Genomic DNA, 15,507 nt, shown 5'->3' on the forward strand with positions numbered 1-15,507 from the left:
TATTATAGGTTAGGCTGTCACCATGGTACCAATGCCCACATCGGTAAATATCTCAAGTAGCAATGGATGGGGTATGGTACCATTTAAAATATGGGTTCTGTTTATGCCTTCTTGTATTCCTTTTATACATGCCTCCACCTTTGGAATCATACCATCCTTTATAATACCTTTTTGTATAAGGTTATGGATCTGTTCTACGGATATGCTAGATATCAAAGAATCTGGCTTATCAGGATATAATCTTATACCGTCTATATCGGTTAAGAAGATAAGCTTTTCAGCCTTTAATGCAGATGCAATTGCTCCTGCTACTGTATCTGCATTTATATTATAACTTTGACCATCAGGATCAACTCCTATAGGCGCTACTACAGGTATGTACTTATCATGTGCTAAAAAATCCAGGATAGCAGTATTTATCTTTGTTATTTCACCTACATATCCTAAATCAACTCCATCTACGGTAGGAAGTTTTTTAGCTTGTATGAGATTGGCATCCTTACCGCATAGGCCTATAGCCTGGGCACCTAGTGCATTTATTTTAGAGACTATATCCTTGTTTATTTTACCTGCTAATACCATTTGTACCACATCCATTGTATCCTTATCGGTTATCCGAAGTCCTTTATAAAAATTTGATTTTATTTTTAGGATATCAAGGGTTCTATTTATTTCAGGTCCTCCTCCATGGACTATTATGGGGTTTACCCCTACATATTTTAAAAGGATTATATCTTGCATTATGGTATGGGTTATATTATTATTTTCCATGGCATTGCCACCATATTTTATAACCATAGTTTTGCCACTAAGTTTTTGTATATAGGGAAGGGCTTCTGTAAGTACATTTGCCCTCTGTATGATATCATTCATAGAATGCTCCTTTCTTATAGATACCATCCTGGGGTTAGGAGACCAGTGGTTTCATCCATGTCAAATATAATGTTCATATTCTGTATGGCTTGCCCCCCGGCACCTTTTATAAGGTTGTCAATGGCTGATAATACAACTATTCTACCTAGGCGTTTATCGATTACAAATCCTATATGGCACATGTTAGATCCTGTTACAAACTTTATCTCTGGGAGGTTTGTGCCTTTATGGATGATTATAAAGGGTTGTTTGTGATAAAAACTATCATATGCACTACTAATTTGTTCAGAGGATATATCCTTTATTAAATTGGCATACATTGTACAAAGTATACCGCGCTTTAGGGGTAGAATGTGGGGGGTAAAGGAGAGTTTTATGTCTGTTTTTGCAATTAGAGATAGTTCCATCTCTATTTCCGATGTATGACGGTGATTTCCTATATTGTATGCCATTATATTTTCATCCATCTCACAGAAGTGCATATGATTAGAAGAACTTCTTCCTGCACCGCTGGCGCCAGATTTTGCATCTATTATTATCGATGGGGGGTCAATAATATTTTCAAAAAGTAGAGGTGCAAGGCCGAGTATTGAGCAGGTAGTATAGCACCCTGGATTCCCTATAATAGGTGCATTTTTTATATCCTTTTTGTGAATTTCAGGGAGACCATAGACCGCCTGCTCTAAAAGTTCAGGGCAGGGGTGTTTTATGCCGTACCATTTTTCATAAACTGTTTTGTCCCTGTATCTAAAGTCTCCACTTAGATCTATTATTCTGGTACCGGAAGAGTATATATCTTTTACCACTTTGCCGGAAATGCCATGGGGGAGGGCTGTAAAAACTATGTCGCTGTCTTTTGCTATCTGATCTATGTCCATATTTTCGAGGATCTGAGTATTTATACCACAAAAATTTGGGTATATATTATTCAACTGTTTACCCTCGAAATTACTGGAAACCATATGGACTATTTCTACATGTGGATGGTTGCATAAAAGACGAATAAGTTCTGCCCCTGCATAACCTGTGGCTCCAATAATGCTTGCTTTAATCATGGAATATGCCTCCTAATATTATATTGATTTTAATAATTATACATCTACATGAATAAAAATACAAGAAGAACTATAAAAGAGTTTGACACAAATGGGAGCATATAGTAATATAAAATGTATACGCTTTATTTAGAAAATTCAGAAAATAATAATTACTCAAGAGGATATAAAGGGGGATTAAGTTGAAATTTATGGAGGTTTTAAAAGGTGTATGGATGACTGCAAGGGATATATTGCCCATATCCATTTCACTTTTAATATTTCAGATATTTGTGTTAAAGTCACCTATTGATGATTTAAGAAGTGTTATTTTAGGGATAATGCTCAGTTTTTTTGGATTATATATATTTGTACAGGGCTTGAAATTAGGGCTTATACCCCTTGGCAATGCTGTAGGTGCAGGGCTTCCTGCCCTTGATAATGTCTATCTTATAGTAGCATTTAATTTTTTACTTAGCTATGCTTCTACCATAGCAGAGCCGGCAGTGACCGCACTTGCCATGGAAGTAGAGGAGGTATCGGTAGGTGCCATACCGAACAAGGTGCTTAAGCATACCATTGCCATAGGGGCGGGAGTAGGCATGGGTCTTGGTACTGTAAAGATACTCTTTAGTATTCCCAATTCAAAGGTGATACTCCCTGTAGTAGCTGTTATAATGGTTTTAGGATACTTTGCACCAGAGAGCATAACGGGAGTGGCATTTGATGCAGCGGGGGTAACTACAGGTCCTGTAAATGTCCCTCTTAATATGGCAATAGGGCTTGGCTTATCATCAGCTATAGAAAACAGTGATCCCCTTATCGATGGGTTTGGCATGATTGCTTTGGCCATATTATGTACTATAATAGCAGTGCTTGTAGTTGGCATAATAGCAGATATATAGTTAAAGGAGGAAAATATGCTTGATATAGAAGGCATAGTAGCCATTGTAGAGCGAGGTAAGGCAGATCATATAGTAAATTTGGCAAAAAAGGCAGGGGCAAAAGGGGCTACCATAGTTTATGGTAGGGGTACTGGTGAAGCAGAGGCAAAGAAGTTTTTAAATCTCCACATAGAGTCCTCAAAAGAGATAATAATAATATTGGTAGAATCAGATAATGTGGATTGTATATTGAATACAGTAGTTGAGGCCGGCAGATTAAATGAGCCAGGGACGGGCATAGCCTTTACCTTTCCTGTAGATCGTATAATAGGTTTGCATATTAGATAAAAAAGTGTGAAAGATAAATCTTTCACACTTTTTTAAGCAATTCCAAGCAGTCTGAAAAGTTGTGCTACGACTATACATATTGCCATGCCTGTAACAGTAGGTACCAGAAATGATACAAAGGTCCATTTACGACTGCCAGTTTCTTTTTTTATAGTCCAAAGGGTTGTGCCACACGGAAAGTGCATAAGTGAGAAGAGCATTACACATACGGCAGTAAGCCAGGTCCAACCGTTTGCCACTAACAAGTTTCTAAGGGCATCCAAAGACTCAAGTTCCATCATATATCCGCTTGACATATAGCTCATTATAATGATGGGTATTACTATTTCATTTGCCGGGAGCCCAAGTATAAATGCCATAAGTATATAGCCATCCATGCCCATCAAATGGCCGAGTGGATTTAAAAAGTTTGCGCAATGATCTAAAATATTGGCATTTCCTATATTTACATTGGCCATTATCCATATTATAATCCCTGCAGGGGCAGCTACTGCTACTGCACGCCCTAGCACAAAAAGAGTTCTATCCAATATGGAACGCACTAATATCCTGCCTATTTGAGGTTTACGATATGGCGGGAGTTCCAACGTAAATGAAGAGGGTAATCCCTTCAATATGGTCTTTGATAGTATCTTTGATATCAAGAGTGTAATGATTACTCCAAGTATTATTATGCACATTATTGTAATGGTTGCGATTAAAGAACTCATTGCCCGTGAAGCTGCCATGCCACCTATAAATATGCTGGACATGGCAATCAATATGGGAAATCGGCCATTACATGGTACAAAATTATTGGTTATTGTGGCTATAAGCCGCTCCCTAGGTGAGTCTATAATACGACATGCCACTATGCCTGCTGCATTGCATCCAAATCCCATGCACATAGTAAGGGCCTGCTTACCGTGGGCACATGCCTTTTTGAAGAAATTATCTAGGTTAAATGCTATTCTAGGAAGGTACCCAAGGTCTTCTAGGAATGTGAACAAAGGAAAGAATATGGCCATGGGCGGGAGCATTACCGATATCACCCATGCCAATGTACGATACATTCCAAGTACTATAATATCATGCAGCCATTTGGGGGAGCCTATGTTTATAAAAAAAGTTGACAACTTATCTTCGATGCCGAATAATAGTTTTGCAAGCATTTCAGAAGGATAATTTGCTCCTTCTATAGTAATCCAAAATATAATTGCCAGCATTCCTATCATTATTGGTATACCAAATTTTTTGGAAGTTAATATGTCATCTATCTTTTTATCTATATCCTTGTACCCCTCATCCTTTATACTTACTACTTGATTTGCTGTTTCTTCTGCTACCATGACTATGCTGCCCACTATTTCATCCCTTATATTGTTAGGGGTTAGATTAAACTTTGCTAGGTCATCCCATACCATTTCTACCTTTTCTTCTATAATTTTCACTTCGTCTTTAGATATATCCATATACTGCATGAAATGGGGCATGAAATTATGGAAATCCTCTATTAGCCTAAGGGCGAACCATCGTGCATTTATTTTGTCTGTTATGCTAGTTGATATTGACGATTCAATCAATGAGATGGCATCTTCTATTTCTTTAGGATAGTCTATTCTATAAGGTCTTGGTCTTATACTGCCATTTGATACCTTTTGAACCTTATCCATAAGCTTATCAAGGCCTATGCCATCTCTGGCGCTGGTGCCCACCACAGGTATACCTAGGATATTAGATAACATTTCTATGTCAATGTCTATTTTCTTACGTCTGGCCTCATCCATTAGGTTTACACATAATATTACGTTATTGGTGATTTCCGTTATTTGGAGTACAAGGTTTAGATTTCGTTCTAAACATGTGGCATCTGCTACTACTATTGTAGCCTTTGGATTTTCAAAGCATATAAAATCTCTAGCTACTTCTTCCTCCACCGAATTTGCAGATAGGGAATATGTGCCTGGCAGATCTACCAGTAAAAATTTTTCTCCATTGTATTCATATTCTCCCTTTGCATTGCTTACAGTCTTGCCGGGCCAGTTACCCGTATGTTGTTTGAGACCTGTTAGGCTATTAAATACAGTGCTTTTACCCGTATTAGGATTACCGGCTAGAGCTACTATAGTTCCCTCCCATGTAGTAAAATCATTTTTATTGGTCTCATCTATTAAGAGTCCGATACCGGTAGATTTATTAGTCAATCCCATGTTGCTTCCTCCTTAAATAATTTGCATATTTTCTACAAATATTTTAGAAGCTTCATCCGATCTTAAGGCAATTACGGCACCCCTTATATTGTAGGCTGTAGGATCACCTGAGGGACTTTGTCTTAAAGCTTCTACTTTTGTACCTTGTATAAGTCCTAGATCCAGCATGCGCCGTCTGGTCTTTCCATCTGATAAAAGCATCTTTACCCTTCCTGTAGTGCCAATGGGCAACATATTTAAAGGTATTAAGTTATTCATAATCTATTTACCTCCATATTAAAATATTTCGATTTAGCCGTGGGAAAGATTGTTTCCTATGGCTAATATATGAGATATGTATTTGAGTTGTTACATATATTTATATAAGTAGGGAAATAAAATATAAAGGTTGGGTTTGATAATGGTGAATAACGATGAATTTTATACAGTTAGGGGTTATGAGATATTAAAACAGGAAAAAGAAGTATTGACATCTAGCATGGAAGACTACCTTGAGATGATATATAGATATTATGAAAAGGAAGGATATATAAGAATAAACATTTTGGCAGATCTTTTAAATGTTCAGGCATCATCTGCAACGAAGGTAGTACAAAAATTGTCATCTGTAGGTTTAGTGGATTATCAAAAATATGGTGCGGTGAAATTGACTGAACGGGGTGAAGAGATAGGATCCTTTCTTCTTAAAAGACACAAGGCAATAGAGATTTTTCTAAAAAATCTGGGGGTAGAAGAGAACATACTTATGGATACGGAAATGATAGAGCATGGTATAAGTGTGGAAACCCTAAACAGTATCTTATTATTTAATCAATTTTTCGATCAGCATCCGGAAATAGTTGATCTATATTATGAGTTTAGAAAAAAGAATAATATTCCTCTATCTGGAGATGCTTTTATTTTATAGAAAAGTATAATTCATGTGTCCCTTTATTGTTTATTTTATTATATTTTGTCTTGTGGAATAATAATATATAAGTACAGGAACAATAAATTAAAGTAGCTTAAAAGAATGATATGAGGTGAATGGCATGGAGGATATTAGTAATATGATCCAGCGTTTAAACTATACAGAGGAAGAAAAGTGCAAGGCATATGAACGTTTGGAATATATTATAGGGCAGGCTATAGAGGAGATACTTAATATATTATATGATCTGTATCCCTCTTTAAAAAAGGATGATATGACCGTTCGAAATTATAAGGGGGATGTATTCAGTGTAGAACAGGGTATTATGGTGTATCATAAAGGTATAGAGGAGAAGATTGTGCTAAATCAGGATAAAAAGCTTATATACTATAATGCTACAAACAGTGAACTTATAACACATGAAATGACCTCTGAAGAGCTTTTAAATGAAGTGGGTTTTGAGAAGGTATATATCAATATAAAACAGCTGGTAAGGGATAGGATACGTATGAACAATGAAGAAATTTTAAACTATCGCAATCAAGCCAGCAAGACCGAGTTGTATGTAGGAGAACTCAAACGGGATTGTAAATATGTGGCTCAAATGCAAAATGGTATTTAATAGGAATAGGGGAAGCAAATATTTGCTTCCCCTATTCCTGTTATGATTCTTGCCTACTTTTGTCCCAAAAGATATAAAATATTAGAGCTATATATATTGTTAAAGTAATAGATATTAATTTGATATTACTTAATACTATTGTAGTTAGATAAGGAAATACAAATGCAAGTATTATAAGTAATATATTAATTATAATACCTAATATTAATGCCTTTTTGATAAAATCATTTTTCTTATTAGATAGGACAGTATACATTAGTGAAAAAAGACATATTCCGTATATTAAACTAATTAAGATATCTATAATAAATTGCTGGCTATAATTAATAGTTTCGTTATAAGGAAATATGGAAGGTAGCAAAAATATTAATATTAGAGGGATAAATATCATTATTAGGATGGAAATTAGCACTTTTTGATTATCTTTCATATTTATTCTCCCCTTTTTAAAAATTTAATTTGGGGTTTTCCTAATTATCTATATAATAGCATATTTTAGAATTACGTCAATAGTATATATAATAATTTTAACTATTTATACAAATAAAAGTATAATAGTCATAAAAGTAATATATATATATCTTATTTCTATAAAATATATTATAATTTTAATATACTATTATATAAATAGAATAAGGCAGAATTGTAAAGGGGGTGTACATATGGTAGATAAGGAACGATTGAATGCTTTGAGTAAGTGGGGTGGCTTTGTAGGTGTTATGACCATAATAAGCGGTATAATATCTGCCCTTATAGGTGTTTTTGCATTTGTAGTAGGTGCAATACCCGGTATCATAACTATTATTCTTGGTGTAAAACTGATAAATGCCAGGGCCCAGGCAGATGCCCTGATTTCTGCAAATATTGAGGGGGAGCAAAATTTAAATGTTTTGTTTGATCATCTAAATGGTTATTTCAAGATACAAGGTATCCTTATAATCGTATCCCTTGTGTTATTGGTTATAAGCATTATAGTCGCTTTTGCAACTGGATTTAATTTTTTTGATTCTTTGACTACTCCGCTTTAAATAAAAAGGCATGGACTTAAAGTCCATGCTTTTTTATTTAAAGCCTTATTCTATTGTTATTTTAACGCTGTTTCCCCATAGTCCATGTATATTGCAATAACTAAGGGCATATAGCGTACCTGATTTTTCTAATTTAATATTTGCAAGTCCAGCGGGCTCGGTAAATGCATTGCCCTCGCCGTGGGCTCTAAAATCAAAAGTGGCCATGTGTACAGGAAACTTTCCGTCCTCAGGCAAATAAAACAATTTAATCCATTCTATATGGTGTTCAAATGTATTTGGGTGGGGTACTGCATCTCCAATAGATACTTTAACATCAAATGCTTCTCCCGCCTTTACCGTTTCAGGTGCATGAATTACAGGTACATGTTTTTCACCTTTCCAATCACCTATCTGTATAAACTGTCCAAATGAATCCATTTTATATAATCCTCCTTCATAATTTACTTTCCTTTCCATTGTTATATATACCCCTATAAAAGGAGTATAATCAATAATTTTTGTTTTGAAGGGGATAAATATAGGTACAAATAAAATTTAGAAGGGGATATGATGAATAGAATAATAATTAAAGGTGGAGAGATCTATCCCATAATATCAGATAAGTTCTGCGGTGATATATATGTGGAGGATGGCCGTATAACAGGCATATATGCAAGAGGACAGGAAATACCTGATTTTGATGGTGCGATTACATATGATGTTTCGGGATGCTGTGTAGTACCAGGATTGATAGATGCTCATACCCATTTGGGCATATTTGAAGAGTGTACGGGGAAAATTGGGCAGGATAACAATGAAACATCATATCCGGTAACACCTGAGGTAAGGGGGTTAGATGGCATAAATCCCAATGATATAGGTTTTACAGATGCACTCAGGGCGGGAGTTACTACGGTTATGAGCGGTCCTGGAAGTAATAATGCTGTAGGCGGGCTCAATATAGCTATGAAAACGTATGGCAGTATAATAGATAAGATGGTCATAAAAAGTCCTGCAGGGCTTAAAATTGCATTTGGGGAAAATCCCTTTACCATATATGGTGAAAGAAATATGGCACCTGTTACTCGCATGGGTGTAATGTCACTTATTCGGGCTATGTTCATGCGTACCCAGGATTATAAACGTTTAAAGGAGAAAGGACATATAAAATACCGGGATATGGGTATGGAACATGTATTGTTGGCTCTTGATGGGGATATTCCTGTAAGGGCCCATGCACATAGGGCCGACGATATGGTAAGTGCTATTAGGCTCAAAGATGAATTTAATTTTCAACTCATAATAGAGCATGGAACGGAGGCCCATCTTATAAAGGAATATCTAAGGGAGAAAAATGTAGCCGTGGCAATAGGGCCTATGCTGACGCCTAGAGTAAAGATGGAGTTAAAGAACAGAAGCTATGATACTGCAGTAGAACTTGCCAGGGCGGGAGTTAAGATTGCCATTATGACCGATCATCCATATAATTCAGTAGATCAGCTGCGTATTGTAGCTATACTTGCCTGTAGGCAGGGTTTGCCTCAGAATATAGCACTACAGGCTATTACCATAAATCCTGCCAGTATGCTTAGAATAGACGATAGGGTAGGGACATTGGAACTGGGAAAAGATGCCGATATAGTGGTTTTGGATGGTCCTCCCCTTGATATAAATTCCCATGTAAAAATTGTATTTGTGGAGGGTAAAATGGCATTTAATGGTGATAGTGATTTGTAATAAAAAAATATTGCTATAAAATTTATGCAATACTCCCATGTGTTCTCTAGGTTATATCAGTTATATTGTTATATTTATTTTAAATTGCAAATTGACGTAAAGCTCGAAAGCGTCTTGAAATAAACCGCTATACAAGGTAAAATGAAGGAATAAAGGGACAAACAAAAGGAGGAAAAACGGATGAGTAATGTATTTGATACCCTGAAGGAGAGGGGATTTATAGCTCAGACGACGCATGAAGACGAAATAAGAGAACTTTTAGAAAATGAAAATGTTACATTTTATACAGGTTTTGATCCTACGGCTGACAGTCTGCATGTAGGTCATTTTGTACAGGTAATGGCAATGTCCCATCTTCAAAAGGCAGGACATCGTCCAATAGTATTGGTAGGTGGAGGAACCGGTATGATAGGGGATCCCTCTGGTAGAACCGATATGCGCAAGATGATGAATCGTGAGATGGTAGATCACAATGTGCAGGCCTTTAAAAAACAACTGTCGAAATTTCTGGATTTTTCAGATGATAAGGCCATAATAGTAGATAATGCCGATTGGCTTTTAAATCTCAATTATATAGAGTTTTTAAGGGAAATTGGTGTCCATTTTTCAGTAAATCGTATGCTTACTGCTGAATGCTTTAAAAGCAGGCTGGAGAGAGGTTTATCATTTTTGGAATTTAACTATATGCTCATGCAGAGCTATGATTTTCTAGAGCTCTATAGGAGATATGGCTGCAGATTGGAACTAGGTGGAGATGACCAGTGGTCCAATATAATATCAGGTGCCGATTTAGTTAGAAGGGTAGAAGGAGCATCTGCCTATGGTATGACTTTTGCCCTATTAACCACAAGTGAAGGCAAGAAGATGGGCAAGACCATGGCGGGGGCTGTGTGGTTGGATCCTGAAAAAACATCGCCCTATGATTTTTATCAATATTGGAGAAATGTTGACGACGCTGATGTGGAAAAATGTTTGGCATTACTTACGTTTCTGCCTATGGATGAAGTAAAGAGGCTCGGTAACTTACCTGGTGAAAAGAAAAATGGGGCAAAACGGATACTTGCATTTGAGGTTACCAAAATGGTGCATGGGGAAGAAGAGGCACAAAAGGCACAGGATGCTGCAGATGCTTTGTTTAGCGGTGGAGGAGATGCTTCTGCAATTCCTAGTACTGAAGTGACAATCGAGGCTTTTAAGGATAATGCCAATATATTGGATCTTCTCATATTAGCTGGACTTGTATCTTCAAAAGGTGAAGGGCGTAGACTGGTAAATCAGGGTGGAGTATACTTAAATAATGAAAGAGTTGAGGATATAGGGTATATAGCTACTGAGGATGATGTGGAAGATGGCGCGATACTTTTAAGAAAGGGTAAAAAAACATATCACAAAATAATAATAAAATAAGGGATGGATATGAAGATAATATTGGCACCGGATTCGTTTAAAGGGAGTCTAACCTCCATGCAAGCTATATCCATAATAAAAAAGGCTGCAATAAAATATTTCCCTTATGCCAATATAGTAGAACTTCCAATAGCAGATGGTGGGGAAGGTACTGTAGAAGCATTAGTAGAGGCATTGCATGGAGAATATAGAGATGTTGTTACTATGGATCCCATAGGGCGAAAAATTAAAGTCGTATATGGTATAGTAAATGGGGATACGGCAGTTATAGAGACTGCAGCAGCTTCCGGATTGCCCCTTTTATCTAGCGAAGAGCGAAATCCACTCTATACTTCGACCTATGGTACAGGTGAGATTATAAAAGCGGTACTTGATGATGGTCTAAGAAAATTCATAATAGGCATAGGTGGAAGTGCTACAAATGATGGTGGCATGGGCGTAGCCACTGCTTTGGGTATTAACTTTCTAGACAAAAATGGAAATAAGCTAAAGCCCATTGGGGAAAATCTTCAAAGTGTCCGGGATATAGATTTTGATGGATTGGATCCACGCATATCAGATAGCGATATAGTGGTTATGTGTGATGTGCAAAATCCGCTTACAGGATCTAATGGAGCTACTTATGTCTATGGTAGGCAGAAGGGTGCTGACGATATAGCCCTTGATATACTCGAGCGAGGTATGGTTAATTATGCTGATGTTGTATATAAAAAACTTTGCATGGATAATAGAAATAAGGAAGGGGCGGGAGCTGCAGGTGGGCTAGGATTTGCCCTTTCAGTATTTTTTGATGCTAAGCTAAAACCTGGTATAGAGGCCGTGCTAGATGCAGTGGATTTTGATAATTTGTTAAAGGACGCAGATTTAGTGATTACCGGAGAAGGAAGCATGGATGGACAGTCCATATTTGGCAAGGTACCAGTCGGTATTGCGAAGAGATGCAAAAGATATGGTGTACCGGTTTCAGCAATAGCAGGTGGCATGGGAAGGGATGCTGAAAAGCTTTACGATGTAGGTATAGGCAGTATAATTACTACTATAAACGGGAGTATGATGATAGACGAAGCTATGGAGCGGGCAGAAGAGCTTATGTATTCTGCCGCAGATAGGATGCTAAGATTTATAAGAATGGGAATGAATATAAGAGGGATATGATGCTGCATCATATCCCTCTTATATCTGTAACTTATTCCTTTTTTAGTGCATCATACATCCTATATAATACAATATGGGATATTGGTGTTGACAATAGTATGTTAAAGATGTATGTTTTTAGTGTTTTATAGAGGCAAACATTTGTTAATAAATTAACGATGGTTAGCAAGGGGGATTTTAGGATGGTCATTATGGTATGCGTTGGTAGCTCTTGCCACTTAAAGGGTTCGTACGATATAATAAAGCGGCTGGAAAAACTTATAAAAGAGAATAATTTGGAGGATCAGGTAGAGCTTAAAGCCTCATTCTGCCTAGGACATTGTACAGAGGGTGTATCTACTGTGGTGGACGGGGGAATTGTTAATTCTTTAACAATAGACGGTGTAGAAGAATTCTTTAAAGAGAAGATTCTAGGGAGGTTGACCACATGAATGTAATAAATTTCAAAGGTTCCAACTGTAAAAATTGTTATAAATGTGTAAGGGTATGCCCAGTTAAATCCATACGGGTAAAGGACGAGCAGGCTGAAATAATAAAGGAACAATGTGTGCTATGTGGAGCCTGTTTGTCTGCTTGTCATCAAAATGCCAAAAGCGTAAGAAATGATGTGCCAAAGGTAAAAAGACTTTTAAAAGATGGAAAGAAGACTGTGGTCAGCCTAGCGCCTTCTTTTATTGCTGCGTTTGAATATGACCATCCAGGGCAGGTAGTGTCTGCCCTTAAGCGCTTGGGATTTGACGAGGTGCAGGAAACTGCCATAGGAGCCCATTTAGTATCTAAAGAATACAAGCGCCTCATGGATAAAGGACGCATGAAGAATATAATAACCAGTGCATGTCCCACTATAAATTTTTTAATAGAACAGTATTATCCAGACCTTATTCCATACTTGGCACCAGTTTTATCACCTATGTTAGCCCATGGAAAGCTTATAAAGCATAACTATGGATGGGATGATACCCATGTAGTATTTATAGGTCCTTGTATATCGAAAAAGGCAGAGGCTGATGATCACCAAACGGAAGATGTAATAGATGGGGCACTTACATTTAAGGAATTGCTGGAATGGATGGATGAAGAGGGGATAAGCATAAAAGATGAAAAAGTAGAACCATTTAAATCTATGGATGGATTGGATACCAGATGCTATCCCATACCAAGGGGGATATTGATGACTTTAAATGGTTCGGACAATGACATGAATGGATTCCACAAAGCCAGTATAGATGGAATAGATCAATGTATGTATATGCTAGATGCCCTCAGAGAAGGACAGGTAAATGGGTATTTTATAGAGATGAATGCCTGCCTTGGAGGTTGCTTGAAGGGACCAGCCATGCCGAAATCTAATGGACAGTATTTTAGAATGAGACAGCAGCTTATAGAATATGCGGGGACAAATACAAAATATGGAGAATTTAGCATACCGGATTTTGACTGTGATATAAACTTGAGCAAGGTCTTTGTAGATAAGAGTATACATGAGGATATGCCCGATGAAGAGACCATTTCAAAAATACTTGCAAAGATAGGCAAAGTGACAAAGGATCAGGAACTAAATTGTGGTGCATGTGGCTATCCATCCTGTAGAGATAAGGCCATAGCTGTCTATCAAGGAAAGGCAGAGCTTTATATGTGCCTTCCATATATGAGGGAGAGGGCAGAATCTATGTCAAACGTCATAATAGGTTCTACACCAAACGTGATAATAGCAGTAGATGGCAATATGGAGATACAGGAGTTTAATGCTGCTGCTGAGAAGATGTTTGCAATGCCGAGGCAGATAGCAATGGGGAAAAAGATATATGAGTTAATAGATGGCAGTGATTTTGAATATGTATACAGAACCCATCATCCCATAATAGACAAAAAGGTGGAATATACGGAATACGGCGTAATTACAGAGCAGAGCATAGTATATGTAGAGGATCAGGCATTGCTGGTTGCCATTTTTAAGGATATAACAAAGGAGCAAAAACAGGCTGAACAAATATACAAGATGCGTATGGATACGGCGGAGATGGCTCAGGATGTTATAGAAAAACAAATGATGGTGGCACAGGAGATTGCAAGTCTCCTAGGTGAAACCACGGCGCAGACTAAGGTGACTTTAAGCAAGCTGAAGGATCTTATACTTTATGATGGGGAGGATGGCTAATGAGCTATTTTGTAGATGTCCATTATGAAAGTATAAATAAATACGGTGAAGAATTGTGCGGGGATAAGGTAGAGATAGTGCGTACTCCCGATTCTGTAATAGTGGTACTAGCAGATGGATTGGGAAGTGGTGTAAAAGCTAATATACTGGCTACACTTACCAGCAAGATAATAGGTACTATGTTAAAGGAGGGCGCTACGGTAGAACAGTCTGTAGAAACTATAGCCCATACACTCCCCATATGCAATGTGCGAAAACTTGCATATTCTACATTTACCATATTACAGATATTTCGTAATGGGGAGGCATATCTGGTTGAATTTGATAATCCCTCAGTTATATTTATAAGAAATGATAAGGTGCTTGAAATACCTTTTGAGTTTCGAAATATAAATGGAAAGGATGTGAGGGAGAGCCATTTAAGTATAGGCATAGATGATACTATTACTATTATAAGCGATGGTGTTGTTCATGCAGGAGTAGGTATAAGCCTCAATTTAGGCTGGCGATGGAATAATGTAGCTGAATATATGCAGCGCATAGCATCAAAGGGGGAAAATGCCAGGGATATGTCAAAGGAACTCATGGAAGCATGTAAATGTCTCTATATGGATAGACCTGGCGATGATGCAACAGTAGTAGTAGTAAAGATATCGCCGCATATAGAGGTAGATCTGATGTCCGGACCTCCCGTATCTCCAACAGATGACAGGAATATGGTAGAACAATTCATGGCATCTAGTGGGAAAAAGGTGGTATGCGGTGGTACAACGGCACAGATAGTAGGGCGGGAGCTAAAACGTCCTGTTGAGACCTCCACTGAATATATGGACCCGTCTATACCGCCAATCGCTTATATAGAAGGTATAGATTTAGTTACAGAAGGTGTTTTGACCCTTACAAAGACGGTAGAAATACTTAGACAGTTTAGTACCGAAGATTGTGGAGAAATGAATAAAGATATGCTAAGCGGCAAGGATGGAGCAACTAGGCTGGCTAAGATTTTAATAGATGAATGCACCCATCTTAGATTATTTATAGGTAGGGCTATAAATCCAGCACATCAAAATCCAAATCTTCCCATAGATTTGAGCATAAAGTTAAAACTCTTGGAGGAATTAATTGTATATATGAAAAAGATGGGAAAAACAGTTGAAAAGCATTATTATTAAGGAGGATA

General features: G+C 37.3%; 16 protein-coding genes. 11 read left to right on the top strand and 5 right to left on the bottom strand.

Annotated elements, in window-relative coordinates:
- Window positions 1-9: 9 nt before the first annotated feature.
- Together argB and argC are read right to left on the bottom strand one after the other, a co-directional pair.
- Complete coding sequence (gene argB, locus EJN67_RS04355) at window positions 10-873, bottom strand: acetylglutamate kinase (RefSeq protein WP_129722933.1); 864 nt, start codon at window positions 871-873, stop codon at window positions 10-12.
- Between the two features lie 14 nt (window positions 874-887).
- The gene (argC, locus tag EJN67_RS04360) at window positions 888-1,928 is read right to left on the bottom strand and encodes an N-acetyl-gamma-glutamyl-phosphate reductase (RefSeq protein ID WP_129722935.1); all 1,041 of its coding nucleotides are present in this window, start codon (window positions 1,926-1,928) and stop codon (window positions 888-890) included.
- A 191-nt stretch (window positions 1,929-2,119) separates the two neighbouring features.
- Here argC and EJN67_RS04365 point away from each other — a divergent pair, with 191 nt between their 5' ends.
- A complete protein-coding gene (locus EJN67_RS04365) occupies window positions 2,120-2,812 on the top strand; it encodes a DUF1538 domain-containing protein (protein WP_243641228.1) in 693 nt (230 codons plus the stop codon).
- A 15-nt stretch (window positions 2,813-2,827) separates the two neighbouring features.
- Complete coding sequence (locus EJN67_RS04370) at window positions 2,828-3,139, top strand: P-II family nitrogen regulator (protein WP_129722939.1); 312 nt, start codon at window positions 2,828-2,830, stop codon at window positions 3,137-3,139.
- A gap of 32 nt (window positions 3,140-3,171) precedes the next feature.
- On the opposite strand, the gene feoB is transcribed toward EJN67_RS04370, so the two are convergent.
- Both feoB and EJN67_RS04380 read right to left on the bottom strand, forming a co-directional pair.
- Window positions 3,172-5,328 (bottom strand): ferrous iron transport protein B, encoded by a 2,157-nt coding sequence (feoB, locus tag EJN67_RS04375; protein ID WP_129722941.1) that lies wholly within the window; start codon window positions 5,326-5,328, stop codon window positions 3,172-3,174.
- A 12-nt stretch (window positions 5,329-5,340) separates the two neighbouring features.
- Window positions 5,341-5,586 carry a FeoA family protein gene (locus EJN67_RS04380; protein WP_129722943.1) on the bottom strand — a complete coding sequence of 82 codons (246 nt, stop codon included), beginning with the start codon at window positions 5,584-5,586 and terminating at the stop codon, window positions 5,341-5,343.
- A 142-nt stretch (window positions 5,587-5,728) separates the two neighbouring features.
- Here EJN67_RS04380 and EJN67_RS04385 point away from each other — a divergent pair, with 142 nt between their 5' ends.
- The 3 genes from EJN67_RS04385 to EJN67_RS04395 all read left to right on the top strand — a co-directional run bounded on the left by EJN67_RS04385 (window position 5,729) and on the right by EJN67_RS04395 (window position 7,888).
- Window positions 5,729-6,235, top strand: a complete 507-nt coding sequence (locus EJN67_RS04385; protein WP_207207963.1) for a metal-dependent transcriptional regulator — start codon at window positions 5,729-5,731, stop codon at window positions 6,233-6,235.
- 124 nt (window positions 6,236-6,359) lie between these two features.
- Window positions 6,360-6,860 (top strand): hypothetical protein, encoded by a 501-nt coding sequence (locus EJN67_RS04390; protein WP_129722945.1) that lies wholly within the window; start codon window positions 6,360-6,362, stop codon window positions 6,858-6,860.
- Between the two features lie 662 nt (window positions 6,861-7,522).
- Window positions 7,523-7,888, top strand: coding sequence for a DUF5362 family protein (locus tag EJN67_RS04395; RefSeq protein ID WP_129722947.1), 366 nt, complete (start codon window positions 7,523-7,525; stop codon window positions 7,886-7,888).
- A gap of 45 nt (window positions 7,889-7,933) precedes the next feature.
- Here EJN67_RS04395 and EJN67_RS04400 read toward each other — a convergent pair whose 3' ends face one another.
- The gene (locus EJN67_RS04400) at window positions 7,934-8,308 is read right to left on the bottom strand and encodes a class II SORL domain-containing protein (RefSeq protein WP_129723043.1); all 375 of its coding nucleotides are present in this window, start codon (window positions 8,306-8,308) and stop codon (window positions 7,934-7,936) included.
- 132 nt (window positions 8,309-8,440) lie between these two features.
- Here EJN67_RS04400 and EJN67_RS04405 point away from each other — a divergent pair, with 132 nt between their 5' ends.
- From EJN67_RS04405 to EJN67_RS04430, 6 genes are all read left to right on the top strand, one after another.
- On the top strand, window positions 8,441-9,607 hold the full coding sequence (locus EJN67_RS04405; RefSeq protein ID WP_129722949.1) for an amidohydrolase: 1,167 nt from the start codon (window positions 8,441-8,443) through the stop codon (window positions 9,605-9,607).
- A gap of 180 nt (window positions 9,608-9,787) precedes the next feature.
- Window positions 9,788-11,014 (top strand): tyrosine--tRNA ligase, encoded by a 1,227-nt coding sequence (gene tyrS / locus EJN67_RS04410; protein WP_129722951.1) that lies wholly within the window; start codon window positions 9,788-9,790, stop codon window positions 11,012-11,014.
- Between the two features lie 9 nt (window positions 11,015-11,023).
- Window positions 11,024-12,169, top strand: a complete 1,146-nt coding sequence (locus EJN67_RS04415) for a glycerate kinase family protein (RefSeq protein WP_129722953.1) — start codon at window positions 11,024-11,026, stop codon at window positions 12,167-12,169.
- A gap of 158 nt (window positions 12,170-12,327) precedes the next feature.
- The gene (locus EJN67_RS04420; RefSeq protein WP_129722955.1) at window positions 12,328-12,600 is read left to right on the top strand and encodes an NAD(P)H-dependent oxidoreductase subunit E; all 273 of its coding nucleotides are present in this window, start codon (window positions 12,328-12,330) and stop codon (window positions 12,598-12,600) included.
- A complete protein-coding gene (locus EJN67_RS04425; protein WP_129722957.1) occupies window positions 12,597-14,327 on the top strand; it encodes a [Fe-Fe] hydrogenase large subunit C-terminal domain-containing protein in 1,731 nt (576 codons plus the stop codon). Before EJN67_RS04420 ends, EJN67_RS04425 begins: the two co-directional genes overlap by 4 nt.
- Window positions 14,327-15,499: a SpoIIE family protein phosphatase gene (locus EJN67_RS04430; protein ID WP_129722959.1), complete on the top strand. Its 1,173-nt coding sequence runs from the start codon at window positions 14,327-14,329 to the stop codon at window positions 15,497-15,499. The genes EJN67_RS04425 and EJN67_RS04430 overlap by 1 nt, the downstream gene beginning before the upstream one ends.
- Window positions 15,500-15,507: the final 8 nt, after the last annotated feature.

The sequence above is a fragment of the Xylanivirga thermophila genome (assembly GCF_004138105.1).
In the GTDB taxonomy this organism is placed as follows: Bacteria; Bacillota; Clostridia; order Caldicoprobacterales; family Xylanivirgaceae; genus Xylanivirga; species Xylanivirga thermophila.